This window comes from Kosakonia oryzae, from assembly GCF_001658025.2.
In the GTDB taxonomy this organism is placed as follows: domain Bacteria; phylum Pseudomonadota; class Gammaproteobacteria; order Enterobacterales; family Enterobacteriaceae; genus Kosakonia; species Kosakonia oryzae.
The window spans coordinates 2002166-2016893 of the sequence record NZ_CP014007.2; the positions used below are offsets into that span (position 1 = coordinate 2002166).

A 14728-nucleotide genomic window follows, 5' to 3' on the forward strand; every position below is an offset into this window, starting at 1 on the left:
ATGCACAGCGTGCACAAATTTTAAAAATAATCTTCACAATAAAAATACTAAATGATACTGATGCAGTCTGACAGGAGTAACAAGAGATTTACCAGTGATTAAGTACAATGTCATTTTAGTTAAGATTTAAAATATAAAAACACCTTTTGTACTGGCTCGATATTAAAACAAATGGCATAATATCTGTATTCCAGACAGTGCCCATTGGTGGAGACAATTCCAGTGAGAACGTTAGACCATACACCCTCAGAATTCATAAATCCTTTATTACCTGTCTTCTCAATGAAATCAGAGAGTATCTCTGATGACTGGGAATTGAAACCACACAAACATCCCGAAGCACAGCTTCTTTTTTCAGTCAAAGGCACGATGATTTGCGAAGTGAAAAACTGTATCAGATTGATCCCGCCTCAATGTGCAATATGGATACCTACTAATGTCCTCCATTCGACAAGAGGGAGTGGTAATACAGATTGTTATTGTATTTTTATAGATACCAGCTTAATTAAGGGATTACCTTCCGAATGTAGCACATTATCTGTCTCTCCACTTTTACGTGAGTTAATAATATATGCGTCCGGGTTTAATCACGAACTAATAAAGCCGTCGGAGCAAAAAATTATTGATATTTTAGTTGACCAGATAAAAATATCATCAAAAATGGATGTGAGCCTTCCTATGCCTTCTGAATCTCGCCTCTATTCTTTAGCCAATATGTTAATAAAAAATCCAGGGGATAACTTAAAACTCAAGGAATGGGCAAATAAAATTAATATGAGCGAAAGAAGTTTTACCCGACTTGTCCATCAGGAACTAGGAATGAGCTTTGGCAGATGGAAACAGCAACTCCACATTGTCATTGCGCTCCAAAGGATTTCTCAGGGGGATAGTATAACCACAATTGCTCTTGATTTAGGATATGAAAATACCAGTGGTTTTGTAACTATGTTCAAAAAAGTTTTGGGCAAACCACCATTAAGCTACTATAAGGAATTCCAGGATGCTAACATTAGAAATAATAATTCTTTCAGAATTTAATTTAAAAGAGGGTTATTAACCCTCTTTCACCATCAGAAGGCGTAGTTTACTGCAACCCAGAAGCGTCTTCCATCCTCAGTATATCCGTAATTATCATATCTGATTTTCTTATCCAACAGGTTCGAGATGCCAGCTTTGACATCTATATTTTTATTCACACTATAATCTGTACCAAAATCGAATAATGCAAAAGATGGGGCTCTGATTGGTAATATTGCTTGCTCCGTTCCACCCACATTATCACTATCTTTTCCGCGGAAGTTCACTGTAAGCCAGGTTTTAATTGACTCATTTAATTGATAATTTATCGTGCTGGTAAATTGATGTTTGGGAAGTTTTGTCAGCGGTTTTCCTTTATACTCACCTGATTTTTGTTGTGAATATGTATATGTATAATTATTTTCAACGGTTACTTTATCATTTACAGGAAAATTAAGATCAGCCTCAACCCCTCTCGTAACCGCTTTCCCTACATTATTATATGTTAGCGGATATGCCCCATATGGGTTGGGAACAGGATCGCATTGGGTAGACGGGCATGCAGTTGTTGTTATTTTATCTTTAAATTGATTATTAAATAATGTCACACCTCCAGATAATCCCTCGTCGTTGTTGTATAAGAGACCAAGTTCCTGCGTGATTGATTTTTCAGGTTTAAGGTTAGGATTACCATAAACATCACCCGCATAGGAGACTGAACCAAAATGTGGATCTGTTTCAGTGATTCCTGGGGCTTTAAAACCACTGCTTACCCCTCCTTTTACTGTCCAGTCCGGAGCTACATTCCACACGCCATACATACGTGGGCTCCAGTGATCACCAAATTGATTATCGTGATCCAGTCTTACCCCTGTTGTCAGGGTAAAGTCTTCGGTTGTCATCCATGAATCTTCGAGAAAGAGAGATTTTTCTGTCCGTTTTAGATTCGTTAAATCAGAAATCTGGTTTGAATAACCGTCATGTAATTTCTTAATGCTTAGCTCACCACCAAACGTAAGAATATGACTCCCTATATTTGAGGAGAGTGAAGAACGCATATTAATATTCTTCAAATCAATATCCTGTGAGTTAATAGAGTAATCTTCACTCTGGATATACGAGTCAGTCTTACCAATAGCCCAGTAGCCCACATGATTGACAGAGAACCGATTTACCTCTGCTTTTTTACGAAAATCAGAAGGGCAGCCAGAGTAATACGTACACTCCGGACTGATGGATTTTCCAACCATCTGGCTAATATCCTGCTGTGTATGGTTAGCAGTGAGCGAAACCTCTTGTTCATCGGTAGGCGTATAGGTAACTTTTCCTGTCACGTTTTCTCTTTTGCTGCCGCGATAACCATTATAAATTTCGTCTTCATCGCGCTTTGAATAACTACCATAGGCTTGCATTGAAAGGATATTATCTACTAATGGTCCTGTAACAAAAAAATCATTCTGAAAAATATCACCGGAATCACTATGTTCCTGTACAGTCAAATTACTTCCGATACTACCCTGCCATTTTTTTGCGTTTTTCTTTGTAATAATGTTAATTACGCCACCAATTGCATCAGAACCATAAAGCGATGACATCGGTCCCCTAATAACCTCTATATGATCAATAGCGGAAACAGGAGGAATCCAGGCATTCATCTGACCAGAACCATCAAATAATCGACTGCTATCTCTGGAGTCAATTCTCATTCCGTCGATAAGATATAGCGTATATGCAGAACCCATGCCACGTATATTTATTTCTTTATGGTCTCCACCGATGGTTGTCGTAACACCCGGAATCCCCTGGAGCATATCCGCAATATCACGATACGGTTTCTTTTCTAATTGATTTTGGGAAATTGAGGTAACTGATGCTGGTGCTTGTTCTGTACTATTGGCTTGTCCATTGGCATTTGCTGAGACAATAATTGTATTATCATTATCTGTAGCGTTAACGAAAAAAGAAAGCGGTGTAATCAGACATATCAAACTTATACTAATAGGTGAAATTCTGTATTTCCTCATACTATCTCCCCAATTTTTTATTTTTCCAACCCCAAGAGCTCTTGAAAAATCACCACATGTGATAATGATAATCATAAGCATTTAAGAGATGGTAATTTAAAGTGCTGGAAGACTGTCCGCATTATTAATTTCAGCCATATTATTCTTTATTCCAGCCATGCAGAGGGTGCAGTTTTATCTTCACTTGAATTTAATTAATAAATTTATGTATTTATCATGATGTTATGTGGGGGGGATGTGAGCGCTCATTTCTGCGCGCCATTATGGCTGAATGGAAAACTATCATGACTGAAACAAACTACGTTCCATATGTAAAAACCAATGATAATTATTTGTTAATAAACATCGATGGTGAGGCTATGACGGGAAATATCATGGAATTTATGGGTTATTTTTTTACTCATCCCATGACCAGATCCCAGTATCAGATACAACGATCAGTTAGTAATATCTGCTCTATTACTGTCTAATTTCCCGTTTCGCCACTGTACCGCAAGCTCTGACGGCGTCTGATAATTCAGTGCTGAATGTGGGCGAGTCATTAATGATATTCCTGGCGTGAACAATATCGCTGAACCAATGCTCATGCTTTTCGGCGTTCAGCAGCCATCAGCACCGGGTTGCCCCGGCGCCATGAGTTAGCTTGCCTGCACGCGCAGCGGCGCGGTGGCGGCAATCAGCCACGCGCGGGCGTCACTGTTGACCCGCGGCGACAACGTTTCACGCACCTGCTGGTGATAATCATCCAACCACTGCTTCTCCTGTTCGCTCAGCAGGCTCCACTCCACCTGGCTCAAATCGATGGGGATCAGCGTCAGGGACGAGAAACGACAGAAACCGGGCTGGCTTTCCACCACTTCCACCTGATTTTCGATACGAATACCGTAGCGATCCGCCAGATAGTAACCCGGTTCAATGGTCATAATATTACCGGCGCTGAGCGGCCAGGGGTTGACCTTTTTCGCAATGCGCTGCGGCTGTTCGTGGATCAGCAACTGATGGCCGACGCCGTGTCCGGTGCCGTGATCGAAATCCAGCCCCAGATCCCACAGCGCGCGGCGGGCAAAGGCGTCAAGCTGATGGCCGTGCGTACCGGCAGGGAATTGCAGGGTAAACATCGACAGAAAGCCTTTCAGCACGGCGGTGTAGTGCAGGCGCTGCTGCGCGTCCAGCGGGCCAAACGACAGGGTACGCGTGGCGTCAGTGGTGCCGTTCTGGTACTGGCCGCCGGAGTCGTTCAGGTAGAAGTTCGCGCGAGTAATGGCTTTGTTGGTTTTTTCGCTGCTGTGATAGTGGCACATGGCGGCGTTGCTGGCAGAGGCCGAAATGGTACTGAAACTCTGCTCGATAAACCCGGCCTGCTGCTGGCGAAATTCCAGTTGTTTCTGCTGGGCTTCCAGTTCGGTGACCGGGTTGCCAGCAACTTCACGCGCCGGAACTTCCTGCGCCAGCCACGCCAGGAAATTCACCCACGCGGCGCCATCCTGCTGGTGGCTTTCGCGGTAGCCCGCCAGCTCAACCGGGTTTTTATGCGCTTTGATAAAGGTGATTGGATCCGCGCTCCACAGCACTTCGCCGCCCTGTTGTTCAATAGCAAAACGCAGTGCGACGGGGGCAAAATCGCCGTCGAGCAGGATGCGTTTACCCGGCGCAATCTGCTGGCAGCGCGGCAGAAAGGCGTCGAAATCGCTGAGCGTCAGCGTGGCCTTCAGTTCAGCAGACAGCGCGGCTGTTTTCCGTGAATCGACAAACCACTCCACTGTGCCATCACGGCCCAGCAGGGCAAAAGAGTGCGCCACCGGGTTCATCGCAATGTCGGAGCCGCGGATATTCAGCAGCCAGGCAATATTATCCGGTAGGGTGATGGCGAGATAATCTGCCCCTTTCGCCGCCAGCACTTGTGCAATACGCGCGCGTTTATCGGCACTGCTTTCGCCACTGATGGCGACGGGCATTTCACGGATCACGCCGCAGGGTGCCGCCGGGCGATCGCGCCAGATGGCAGCGAACGGATCGTGCGCCAGCGCCACCAGTTCACAATGCGTGGCGTCAAGAGCGGTGAACTGGCTGTTGACCATCAGCAGCGGTTCGAAACCGATGCGGCTGCCCGCAGGCAACGAAGCAAGAACCTGCTCCAGCGGCTCGTTGTGCAGGTGATGGATTTCAAAGGCATGCAGATCCACTTCGCTGCGCACCTGCACCTGGTAGCGACCATCGACAAACATTAACGCGCGATCGCGCAGTACCAGCGCCAGACCGGCCGAGCCGGTAAAGCCGGTGAGCCACTGCAATTTATTATCGTGCGGGGCGCAATCTTCGCTCTGATGCGCATCGGCGCGCGGCACAATGATACCGTCAAGCTCCAGCGCGACGAGCTGGTCGCGTAACGCCTGTAACGGTGTTGGGGTTTGCATAGTGAGTCCTTTTTTCTTATCTGAACGGCGGTTCGTTGAAAGTGCGCAGCTTACGTGAGTGCAGGCGATCGCCCTCCGCCCGCAACAGGTCAATCGCGCGAATACCAATTTGCAGGTGCTCGGAAATTGCCCCTTCATAAAAACGGTTTGCCTGGCCGGGCAGTTTGATCTCGCCGTGCAATGGTTTATCCGACACACACAGCAGCGTGCCATAAGGCACCCGGAAGCGGTAACCTTGTGCGGCAATGGTGGCGCTTTCCATATCAATCGCCACGGCGCGGCTCAGGTTGAAACGCAGCGCCGAGGCAGAATAGCGCAGCTCCCAGTTACGATCGTCGGTGGTCACTACAGTACCGGTACGCAGGCGCTGTTTGACCTCTTCGCCTGGCATATCGCTCACCGCTTTGGTGGCGTCGTACAATGCACGCTGTACTTCGGCGATGCTCGGGATCGGAATATCCGGCGGCAGCACCGCATCCAGCACATGGTCGTCGCGCAGATAAGCGTGCGCCAGCACGTAATCGCCAATCTCCTGGCTTTCACGCAACCCGCCGCAGTGGCCAATCATCAGCCAGACATCCGGGCGCAGCACGGCGAGGTGATCGCAGATGGTTTTGGCGTTTGACGGCCCGACGCCAATATTCACCAGCGTGATCCCCTGGCCGTCTGCGGTCACCAGGTGCCAGGCCGGCATTTGATGTTTTTTCCATGCCAGATCGGAAATCGCCTGCTCCGGCGCTTCGGTATCGGCGGTGATCCAGTGCCCGCCTGCGCAGGAGAGCGCAACATAGGGGCTTTCTGGATCGAGGATTTGGTTACAGCCCCAGCGCACAAACTCATCCACATAGCGGGTGTAGTTGGTGAACAGCACAAACGGCTGGAAATGCTCGACCGGCGTGCCGGTGTAGTGGCGCAGGCGCGCCAGCGAAAAATCCACGCGGCGGGCATCAAAGTGCGATAGCGGATACAGCTCGGTCGGGTGGAACAGGCCATCCGCGGTTTCATCGCCAATCTGCGCCAGCTCGGTGGTCGGGAAGTGGCGCGTCAGACCGGCGCTCATCGAGCGATCCAGCGTCAGCTCGGAACCATCAATCACATACGGGTAGGGGATCTCATGGGCTGAGAGGCCCACTTCGATCTGCGCGCCGTAGTCCTGGCACAGTAATGTTAATTGTTCGAGTAAATAGGCACGAAACAGTGCAGGGCGGGTGACGGTGGTGGTGTAGCAGCCGGAGTGGGTGAAGCGGGCATAAGCGCGGGTTTTAGGCGGTTTTGTCGCGCTGCCATTCCAGCTTACCGACAGCGATGGGTAGACGAACAACCCTTGTGCGCGGGCTTCAGCCACCGGGAGTTCGCCGTTTTCAATATAGCGGCCAATGGCGTGGCGCAGTGCGTTGACCGAGCGGTCGTACAGCGCCTCCAGTTGATCCAGCGCCTGCTCCGGTGTCAGGTGTGCACCTTTATTCATCATTATCTCCTTGTCTGCTTCTGCGGCGGTTCCCGATAGTATGTCACAGGAATGTGAAACAAAAGCCGCGCGGGCGGGGATTCAGAGGAAACGGGGGAAGTGCCCGGCGCAACAGTGCGCGCCGGGAAAGGGGTTAGCCGCTGATTTTCACCAGCGTGCGGCCCTGGATTTTGTTTTGCAGGAAATTCGCGGCAGTTGCCGGGGCTTGCTCCAGCGCGATTTCAGTTGCCGCCTGCTGGTAGTAGCTTTGCGGCAGGATACGGGCGAGATTTTCCCAGACCGCCGGACGTTGCGCCGTCGGCACCATAACGGAATCTACGCCTTGCAGACGCACGTTGCGCAGGATAAATGGCATCACGGTGGTCGGTAGATCGAAACCGCCCGCCAGGCCGCAGGCCGCCACGCAGCCGCCATAGTTAGTCTGCGCCAGTACTTTTGCCAGCACATGGCTACCGACGGTATCAACCGCGCCAGCCCACAGTTGTTTCTCCAGCGGGCGCGTCTGTTCGAATTCGCTGCGCGGCAGGATCTCGTCAGCACCCAACTGGCGCAGGAAATCGTGGGTCGATTCGCGGCCGGTAACGGCGGCAACGGTATAACCCAGCGCTTTCAGCAGTACCACGGCGGTGCTACCCACGCCGCCGCTGGCTCCGGTGACGAGCACCGTGCCATCCTGCGGTTTCACCCCGGCTTCCTGCAATGCCATGACGCACAGCATGGCGGTAAAACCGGCGGTACCGATGATCATCGCCTGACGTGCGCTTAAACTTTCCGGCAGGGGAACCAGCCAGTCGCCTTTCACGCAGGCCTGCGCTGCAAGGCCGCCCCAGTGGTTTTCACCCACGCCCCAGCCAGTGAGAATGACCGCCTGGCCCGGCACAAAGCGCGGGTCGCGGCTTTCGCTGACGCGGCCGGAAAAATCGATGCCCGGCACCATCGGGAACTGGCGAATGATTTTGCCTTTACCGGTGATGGCCAGCGCGTCTTTGTAGTTGAGACTGGACCAGTCAATATCGACCCGGACATCGCCCTCGGCCAGCGCGGGCAGCGCCACGTCTTTGACTTCCGCCAGGGTTTTATTTTCAAGCTGTTCCAGAACTAATGCTTTCATGACTGCGTTTTCCTCGTCGGATAACGTTGATTATTCGGCTGTTTTGCCGTCCTGTGCAGGTGTTATTTAGCTGTAATACTGTGCCGGAAGAATGCCCAGAACTGGTTGAGGGGATCCACAGAGCGGAACAGTTTGGCGCGCATCACTGCGCCTTCCCAGCCGGACCAGAACTGGCGCGCCAGTTCACTGGCTGGTGCATCTGTCGCCAGTTCTCCGCGCAGTTTTGCCTCGTCCAGGCAGCGTGCGACGCGGCTTTCCCATTCCAGGAGGATCGCCTGCAGGCGTTCGGGGAAGGTTTCCGGTAAAAGCGGTGTTTCCTGTAGCAGGTTGCCGACCAGGCAACCGCGGCGGAAATCATATTTCGCCATCCCCTGACCGGCATGGAGCACGAAGGCTGCTATCCGTTGCAGCGGAGCGAGTTGTGTATCGAGTAAAAACTTGTCGAGTTTATGCGCGAAAAAGCGGCCATAGGCGTCGATCACCGCCGTACCAAATTCCTGCTTGCTCTTGAAGCAGTGGTAGAACGAGCCTTTTGGCACGGCGATGTTTTTGATCACCGCATCGATTCCAGCCGACAAATAGCCGGTTTCGGTGATCACTTCGAGGCCGGAACGAATCAGTTCCTGGCGGGTATCCGTGAAATCGCGTTCTACCTTTGGCGGCCGCCCGCGACGGGGTTTTGTCAGCACTGCCGTTTCGCTACTCATAATTTAGACCGATCGGTTTTAATTCGCTGTAGGCTACGCCGTTTGTGAAAGCTAAGCAAGCGAAGAGCAGGAAAAAGGCCCGCACAATGACGGGCCTTGCAGAGGTATTTTACCGACCGGCGCAGTGGCTTCCCTTTCGCGCCTGCAGGTAGACCGGGTTAGGCCGTGGTATTGATATTACGACCAATTGCCGGGTTGGATGGTAACTGCGGGATCTGCTGAATGATATCGGAAGCCATTGACTTCTGAGCATCCAGCGCCTTTTTGAGCACCAGCGTACTGACCTCGCTATTAAGCTGATAAGAGTCCAGGCTGCTGGCCAGCGAGGCAATTTGCATCGGGTCCATTTCGATCATCCTATGTTGTGAAAAAACAACCAAAGAACAGTTGTGAATATAACTGCACAGAATTTATCGGCAGCAGGTGGTGAATCTTTAGGCGGTGCGTGGATCACGCAGAGCCGGATGCTCCTTTTTCTCCTGAGCGGCAGGGGAAGAGCCTGAAAAATCGCATTTTTATAAACAGACGTGAGTCGTCCGATTCCCCGGGCTTTTGCGTTGATGCAGGAAATCTGGATGACTATTTTTTGGGTGCAGACCGTAATGAAACAGAGACAACTGGCAGAACGTTTGGCGTTCATCCCTGCTGTGATGTGTTCCGCTACGGCGCAGCATCTTTCCGGCTGTGCAGAAGATGCTGTCTGGCTGCATGGCGCGTATTCAGCGCCGTGCAGCCAGGTTTTCTTTGCACAAAAAATAAGGAAACTATTTATGTCTGATATTCCCGAAGTAAGTACTTTTCGTAGTGGTAGACGATATGTCAGGGATGGTGTTGTGTACGGCAAAATCGTGGTTACTAAAGATGTGGTCGAGAAACTCAAAAACGTCATCGCAAATCCAAGATTTGATGTGTACATGGACAGTACAGAAGCAGGTAAGGCAAATCTTTTAGTCTCTACTAATATGTCTTTGCGGCAAAGAGAATCTGATGTTTCCGATCGTCGAACGCCAGCAGTACGAAACAAGATGCGGTCCGTTATTCGCTCCAAGAAGTATTACTTAAAATTTATACGGCAAGCGCCAGCGAAGCTGGACGCCACAGGAAAGAATACTTTCCCGGCAGCCGCGATCGTCCAGGGCGTTAATAACCTGCTGAGCACATTGCAAACTGATCATATCGATGTCGTGTTTTTTCCCTGGCCGACCAGCGAGACGCTCGTTGACGAAACGCTGGGGGCGTATGATTCCTTACAGAAAGAGGGCAAAATTCTTGCGCTTGGCGGTATGGATCTCAGCGCGGCTGAATTAACAAATATCCTCAGCGTCGCAGATGCAAAAGGGCTGCCTGGCTACCAGGTGCTGGCCGTCAATTATAACCTTTTCGACCGTTCCGTTTACGAAGGCGCCCTGCAGGATCTGGTGGTGAAAGAAAATATCGCCGCATTGCCTTATACCAGCCTGGCTGATGGGTTTCTGACCGGGAAATATCGAACCCTTAACGACCTTATTGATAACCCGCTCTCCGCTGAGATTGCCAACTATTTTACCCCGCGCGGCTTTGCCATCCTGGATGCGCAGGCAGCCATCGCGGCAAAATATGGTGTTCCTGCGGCTGCGGTGGCGCTGTCGTGGTTAATGAATCAGCCCGGCGTGGCGACACCAGTATTTGGGCCATTTGCGGTTGCCGATGCAGAGGAAGCAGATCAAGTTGCGACGGCTGCCGTCGAGATGAGACTCAGTGCGGAAGATATCGCGCTGCTGACGAACGCTGGACAGTAAGGTCACGTTGCTTCGAATAAATGTGTAATGAAGTCCCCAGGCAGATTAATGCCGTAATGAAAAGCAAAAAGCCCGCGATATATGCGGGCTTTTTAGCATCAGCACAGTTAAAATAAATCGTCTGTTCTTCCGGTAGCAACATTATTTATTTGAAAACCTGAGATCAATATTTTTCACTCATTAATCGGTTGATTCTAAAAAAGATTGGCTTGATTGTGCCGTGCCGGCTCTCAGCAGAAAATATAAAGCAATAAAATATCCCTTTTTGAAGAACATGCGCTCAATAAGCGAATAGAGAACTTTCCGTGATGTCTCCAGTCATATATTTCGTTATCCTGGGATAGTGTTTTCGCAACGGGCGCCCTGAACGAAACAACAATCCCCCTGTGCGCTCATGGTCACCACACTCGCGCGCCGACTCCATTCGCGCAGGCGAAGAGGGGGAAACAGAGAATGTTATGCCTCGACCTGCTGGCAGCTGACCGCCAGGCTGCCACAAGACGATATTTTGCCGTTAACTCGTTTTCTCTGGGTATGCCAGAAGGAGTAATGATGCTCTCTCTTGATTCTTCCTTGCTGATTGTAAGCGACCTTGATGGTTCATTACTGGATCATCACGACTACAACTGGAATGCTGCCCGCCCGTGGCTTGCACGCCTGAAACAATTTCGCATCCCGGTCATCATCTGTTCCAGCAAAACCGCAGCGGAAATCGTTCCGCTACAGGAACAGCTCGGTATTGCGGGTTCGCCATTTATTGCTGAAAACGGTGCGCGCATTGTGATGGCGGGGGAGGCGACAGGAACCGGCGCTCCCGCTGCGGCGTACCGTGCGCTATGCCGGAGTCTGCAAGCGCTCAGGAGCCGGTTCTGTTTTACCGGTTTTCATGAGCTAAGCGATGCGGATGTCGCTGACGCTACAGGCCTGACGCTGGCGGAGGCACACCTGAGCCGTCTGCGCGATGCGTCGGAAGTATTGCTCTGGCGAGATGATGAACAACGGCTCGAGGATTTCCGCATTGCGCTGGCAAGGCATGGGCTTGCCTTAACCCGCGGTGGACGTTTCTGGCATGTCATGCCCGAAGGTTGTGACAAAGGCCATGCACTGATCTGGTTGCAGCAACAGCTTGAACAGCAGGAGGGCAAACCACGGATCACGATGGGTTTAGGCGATGGCCCGAACGATATACCCATGCTGACGCGCGTCGATTATGCGGTAGTGATTAAGGGAGCAGGCACAAAACCTGTGGTGTTGCCGCGTGCTGACGAAGAACACGTTTATTACACCACCCTTGCTGGCCCGGAAGGTTGGCGTGAGGGGCTGGATTATTTTTTATTAAACCCTGCAATGGGTGCCAGAGCGGAGGATAAACAATGAGTGATTTTTACCAGAATGGTGTACTGACTAACTTTCACAATCTTACCCGCCGGAGTGTCGAATCCCTCGAAGAGGAAATGGTTCGCTTTGCCCAAAAACGAAAAATGGGGTTGATTCTGCCTGCGTTATTCTCAGAGCTGGAGGGCCCGGCTATGGATAATATCGTCAATGAGCTGGCGAAAGTCCCCTGGCTGGAAGAGATTGTGATTGGCCTTGATCGCGCCGATCGCCAGCAGTTCCTCTTTGCGCGCGAATTTTTCTCCCGGCTACCGCAGCGGCATCGTATTCTGTGGAATGACGGCCCCCGCCTTAAGAGCCTGGCTGACGAACTGGGCAAAGAAGGGCTGGCACCAGAGCAGCCAGGCAAAGGTTGCAACGTCTGGTTCTGTGCGGGTTATACGCTGGCTTCCGATCGCTCGCACTGCGTAGCATTGCATGATTGCGACATCACCACCTACGAGCGCGGAATGCTGGCGCGCCTGCTGTATCCGCTGGCCAACCCGGCGTTTCAGTATGAGTTCTGCAAGGGGTTTTACGCCCGGGCTGAGGGCGGCAAACTGAATGGGCGCGTCGGTCGTTTGCTCGTTGGTCCGCTTTTGCGTTCACTGCAAAAAGTGTATGGCCATTCTGAATACCTGGACTATCTCACCAGTTTTCGTTATCCGCTGTCAGGTGAGTTCGCCATGCGCACGCGTGTACTGAACGGCATCAGGATCCCCGGCGACTGGGGATTAGAGATTGGCGTGTTATCAGAGATCTACAGGAACTACACCACGCGTCAGACTTGTCAGGTCGAAATCACCGATAATTACGATCACAAGCATCAGCCATTGGCGGAGGAAGATGGCACCGGCGGGCTAAAGCGCATGAGTAATGACATTGTGCAGTCGCTGCTGCGCAAGCTGGCAACCATGGGGGTACCCCTTACCAGTGATTCATTTCGCGTGCTGAAAGCGACGTACTATCGCAATGCGCTGGATATGATGGAGATCTACAACCACGAAGCCATAATGAATGGCCTCAGTTTTGACCGGCATGTTGAAGAGGCGGCAGTGGAAATGTTCACCCAGGCCATCCTGGAAGCAGGGGAGGCATTTATTAAACGGCCGAACGAGAAACCCTTCATCCCCAGCTGGAACCGTGTGCAGTCCGCTTTTCCGGATATCCTGCAACGTATCAGTCAGGCAGTGGAAGAGGATAATAGAGGGAATGTCTGATCTTCCACACGCGCGATAGTCCATCCGCTGTTGGTTGCGCCACGCCGGATGACGCTTCAGGCGCACGTATGCTGGTGACGTTACTGCACGCGCTAAAAGCCAGAGATAAGTCGGTTTTGCTGTTTAGCCAGCCTGGAAGTCTATTCTGAGCTGATGCCTGGATATTACTGATAAATGCAGACAAAAAGCCCGCTTTTAGCGAGCTTTTTGCTTTCTGCTTTCCGCTGCTGTCAGCGGCGGACGCTGGCTGAACGCCGGGGCTTGAGCAGTTTATTTTCACTTATCCGCGCCCACTGATTGAACAGCGTGTACAAACCGCAGGCTGAGACAAAGGTCACCACCGCCGAGAACGAGGCCAGTGACGCTGGCCCCTGCATCAGCACAATCCCCAGCGCCACGCTGATAAACCACGCGCCCACGCCTATCGGATTAATTGCCTCATGCTCATGGTCGTGCGGTACATTGTGGGCAATCCCGGCCAGCGCCACGCCTACCCATGCCACGACAAATACCCCCTGATAAGCCAGCGCCTGCAATAGCCAAGCGAACACATCCGCCAGCATCAGAATGTACACCACCACACCGACCACACAGGCCCAGACCAGCTTCGGTAATTTGAGGTTAAACAAGCTGTGGAAGAAGACCTGCATATTGACGGTAGCCAGGTAATAGTTGGCCGTGTTGATCCGTGTCTGTGTCACCCAGACAAAACCCAGCCCGGCAATACCCAGCAGATTTAATATCGCCACTACAACGGCGGTTTCACTGAGCGCCCCACTGTCGTGCAGACTGCTGGCGAGGTAAATTCCCGCTACGCCATTCAGGAAAAAGGTGACCAGATAAAATGGCATACCAAAGTTAAATCGTGCGTGATACTGGCTGTCTTCCTCACGGCCAAAGCGGGCGTAGTCGAAGGTGTACATCATCAATACCCATACGCCCATGTAATAGGTGAAGCAGTTCCACCAACCCCACCGTGAAGGGTTGGCCGGGCCATACTCAAGCCAGTTTGCCTGGTAGCCGTAATGCATCACGGAAACAACGATCGTCGCCAGCAACCCCACCAGGTAAAACGGCAGCAGTACACCGTTGAATTTATCCAGCCAGTGCTGAACGCTACCGAAAATAAGCGGCACGCTGTAGATCACCACCAGTGCCGCTGCTGCCCAGTAGACCATACCCGGGAATAGGTGGTTGAGGGCGAAGGCGATCACCGAGCCTTCGAACACGGCGTAATAAATCGCCGTAGAGAAGAAGATCAGCGTCGCCAGCGATGCCCCCATCCGCCCGAACAGGCGGCGTGAGAACTGGGCGACAGACAAGCCGCTGCGAATGGCAAAACGACTGATCACGCCATTAATCAAACCATAGGAAATAACGGATAACGCCATACCGATAATGGCGTTAATCGCCCCGTAGGCCAGTGCCAAAGACGCGCCAACCACAATGTAAAACACGGCGCTGCACACCGCCCACCACGCCATGGTGAGGGAGAATTTCCCCATGCGCGCCGGCTCCGGCAGCGCTGACTGACCAACATTTTCCGCCGAGCGGGATTGTGGAGCTGAAGCCATAGCAACCTCCTGAAACACGCAAGCAAATTGATGCCATGGGG

At 51.4% G+C, this 14728-nt stretch carries 10 protein-coding genes and 2 pseudogenes; 4 read left to right on the forward strand and 8 right to left on the reverse strand.

Annotated elements, in window-relative coordinates:
* Positions 1-222: 222 nt before the first annotated feature.
* Positions 223-1038, forward strand: a complete 816-nt coding sequence (locus AWR26_RS09535) for an AraC family transcriptional regulator (RefSeq protein WP_064565312.1) — start codon at positions 223-225, stop codon at positions 1036-1038.
* 32 nt (positions 1039-1070) lie between these two features.
* On the opposite strand, the gene AWR26_RS09540 is transcribed toward AWR26_RS09535, so the two are convergent.
* The 7 genes and pseudogenes from AWR26_RS09540 to AWR26_RS09570 form a co-directional block, all read right to left on the reverse strand.
* The gene (locus AWR26_RS09540) at positions 1071-3116 is read right to left on the reverse strand and encodes a TonB-dependent receptor domain-containing protein (protein ID WP_167351144.1); all 2046 of its coding nucleotides are present in this window, start codon (positions 3114-3116) and stop codon (positions 1071-1073) included.
* A 362-nt stretch (positions 3117-3478) separates the two neighbouring features.
* Positions 3479-3629, reverse strand: a pseudogene (locus AWR26_RS09545) (IS3 family transposase); the annotation flags it as partial.
* 50 nt (positions 3630-3679) lie between these two features.
* Positions 3680-5455: an aminopeptidase P family protein gene (locus tag AWR26_RS09550; RefSeq protein ID WP_064565318.1), complete on the reverse strand. Its 1776-nt coding sequence runs from the start codon at positions 5453-5455 to the stop codon at positions 3680-3682.
* A gap of 16 nt (positions 5456-5471) precedes the next feature.
* Positions 5472-6926 carry an AMP nucleosidase gene (locus AWR26_RS09555; RefSeq protein WP_064565321.1) on the reverse strand — a complete coding sequence of 485 codons (1455 nt, stop codon included), beginning with the start codon at positions 6924-6926 and terminating at the stop codon, positions 5472-5474.
* Positions 6927-7056: 130 nt separating this feature from the next.
* On the reverse strand, positions 7057-8034 hold the full coding sequence (acuI, locus tag AWR26_RS09560) for an acrylyl-CoA reductase (NADPH) (RefSeq protein WP_064565324.1): 978 nt from the start codon (positions 8032-8034) through the stop codon (positions 7057-7059).
* A 30-nt stretch (positions 8035-8064) separates the two neighbouring features.
* Positions 8065-8741, reverse strand: a pseudogene (gene acuR, locus AWR26_RS09565) (acrylate utilization transcriptional regulator AcuR).
* Between the two features lie 158 nt (positions 8742-8899).
* Entirely contained in the window at positions 8900-9088 is a 189-nt protein-coding gene (locus tag AWR26_RS09570) for a YjfB family protein (RefSeq protein ID WP_064565330.1), read from the reverse strand.
* Positions 9089-9316: 228 nt separating this feature from the next.
* Between AWR26_RS09570 and AWR26_RS09575 the strand changes: the two genes are divergently transcribed.
* The 3 genes from AWR26_RS09575 to AWR26_RS09585 all read left to right on the forward strand — a co-directional run bounded on the left by AWR26_RS09575 (position 9317) and on the right by AWR26_RS09585 (position 13113).
* Positions 9317-10519, forward strand: coding sequence for an aldo/keto reductase (locus AWR26_RS09575; RefSeq protein WP_167351145.1), 1203 nt, complete (start codon positions 9317-9319; stop codon positions 10517-10519).
* Positions 10520-11071: 552 nt separating this feature from the next.
* Positions 11072-11896: a mannosyl-3-phosphoglycerate phosphatase-related protein gene (locus tag AWR26_RS09580; RefSeq protein ID WP_064565336.1), complete on the forward strand. Its 825-nt coding sequence runs from the start codon at positions 11072-11074 to the stop codon at positions 11894-11896.
* Positions 11893-13113, forward strand: a complete 1221-nt coding sequence (locus AWR26_RS09585; protein WP_064565339.1) for a glycosyltransferase family protein — start codon at positions 11893-11895, stop codon at positions 13111-13113. Before AWR26_RS09580 ends, AWR26_RS09585 begins: the two co-directional genes overlap by 4 nt.
* Before the next feature lie 230 nt (positions 13114-13343).
* On the opposite strand, the gene AWR26_RS09590 is transcribed toward AWR26_RS09585, so the two are convergent.
* Positions 13344-14687, reverse strand: coding sequence for a purine-cytosine permease family protein (locus tag AWR26_RS09590; protein ID WP_064565342.1), 1344 nt, complete (start codon positions 14685-14687; stop codon positions 13344-13346).
* Between the last annotated feature and the right edge of the window lie 41 nt (positions 14688-14728).

Coding starts and splice junctions, on each gene's coding strand:
- AWR26_RS09540 (WP_167351144.1), bottom strand. CDS start 3,116: ATGATTATCATTATCACATGTGGTGATTTTTCAAGAGCTCTTGGGGTT.
- AWR26_RS09550 (WP_064565318.1), bottom strand. CDS start 5,455: ATGCAAACCCCAACACCGTTACAGGCGTTACGCGACCAGCTCGTCGCG.
- AWR26_RS09555 (WP_064565321.1), bottom strand. CDS start 6,926: ATGATGAATAAAGGTGCACACCTGACACCGGAGCAGGCGCTGGATCAA.
- acuI (WP_064565324.1), bottom strand. CDS start 8,034: ATGAAAGCATTAGTTCTGGAACAGCTTGAAAATAAAACCCTGGCGGAA.
- AWR26_RS09570 (WP_064565330.1), bottom strand. CDS start 9,088: ATGGACCCGATGCAAATTGCCTCGCTGGCCAGCAGCCTGGACTCTTAT.
- AWR26_RS09575 (WP_167351145.1), top strand. CDS start 9,317: ATGACTATTTTTTGGGTGCAGACCGTAATGAAACAGAGACAACTGGCA.
- AWR26_RS09580 (WP_064565336.1), top strand. CDS start 11,072: ATGCTCTCTCTTGATTCTTCCTTGCTGATTGTAAGCGACCTTGATGGT.
- AWR26_RS09585 (WP_064565339.1), top strand. CDS start 11,893: ATGAGTGATTTTTACCAGAATGGTGTACTGACTAACTTTCACAATCTT.
- AWR26_RS09590 (WP_064565342.1), bottom strand. CDS start 14,687: ATGGCTTCAGCTCCACAATCCCGCTCGGCGGAAAATGTTGGTCAGTCA.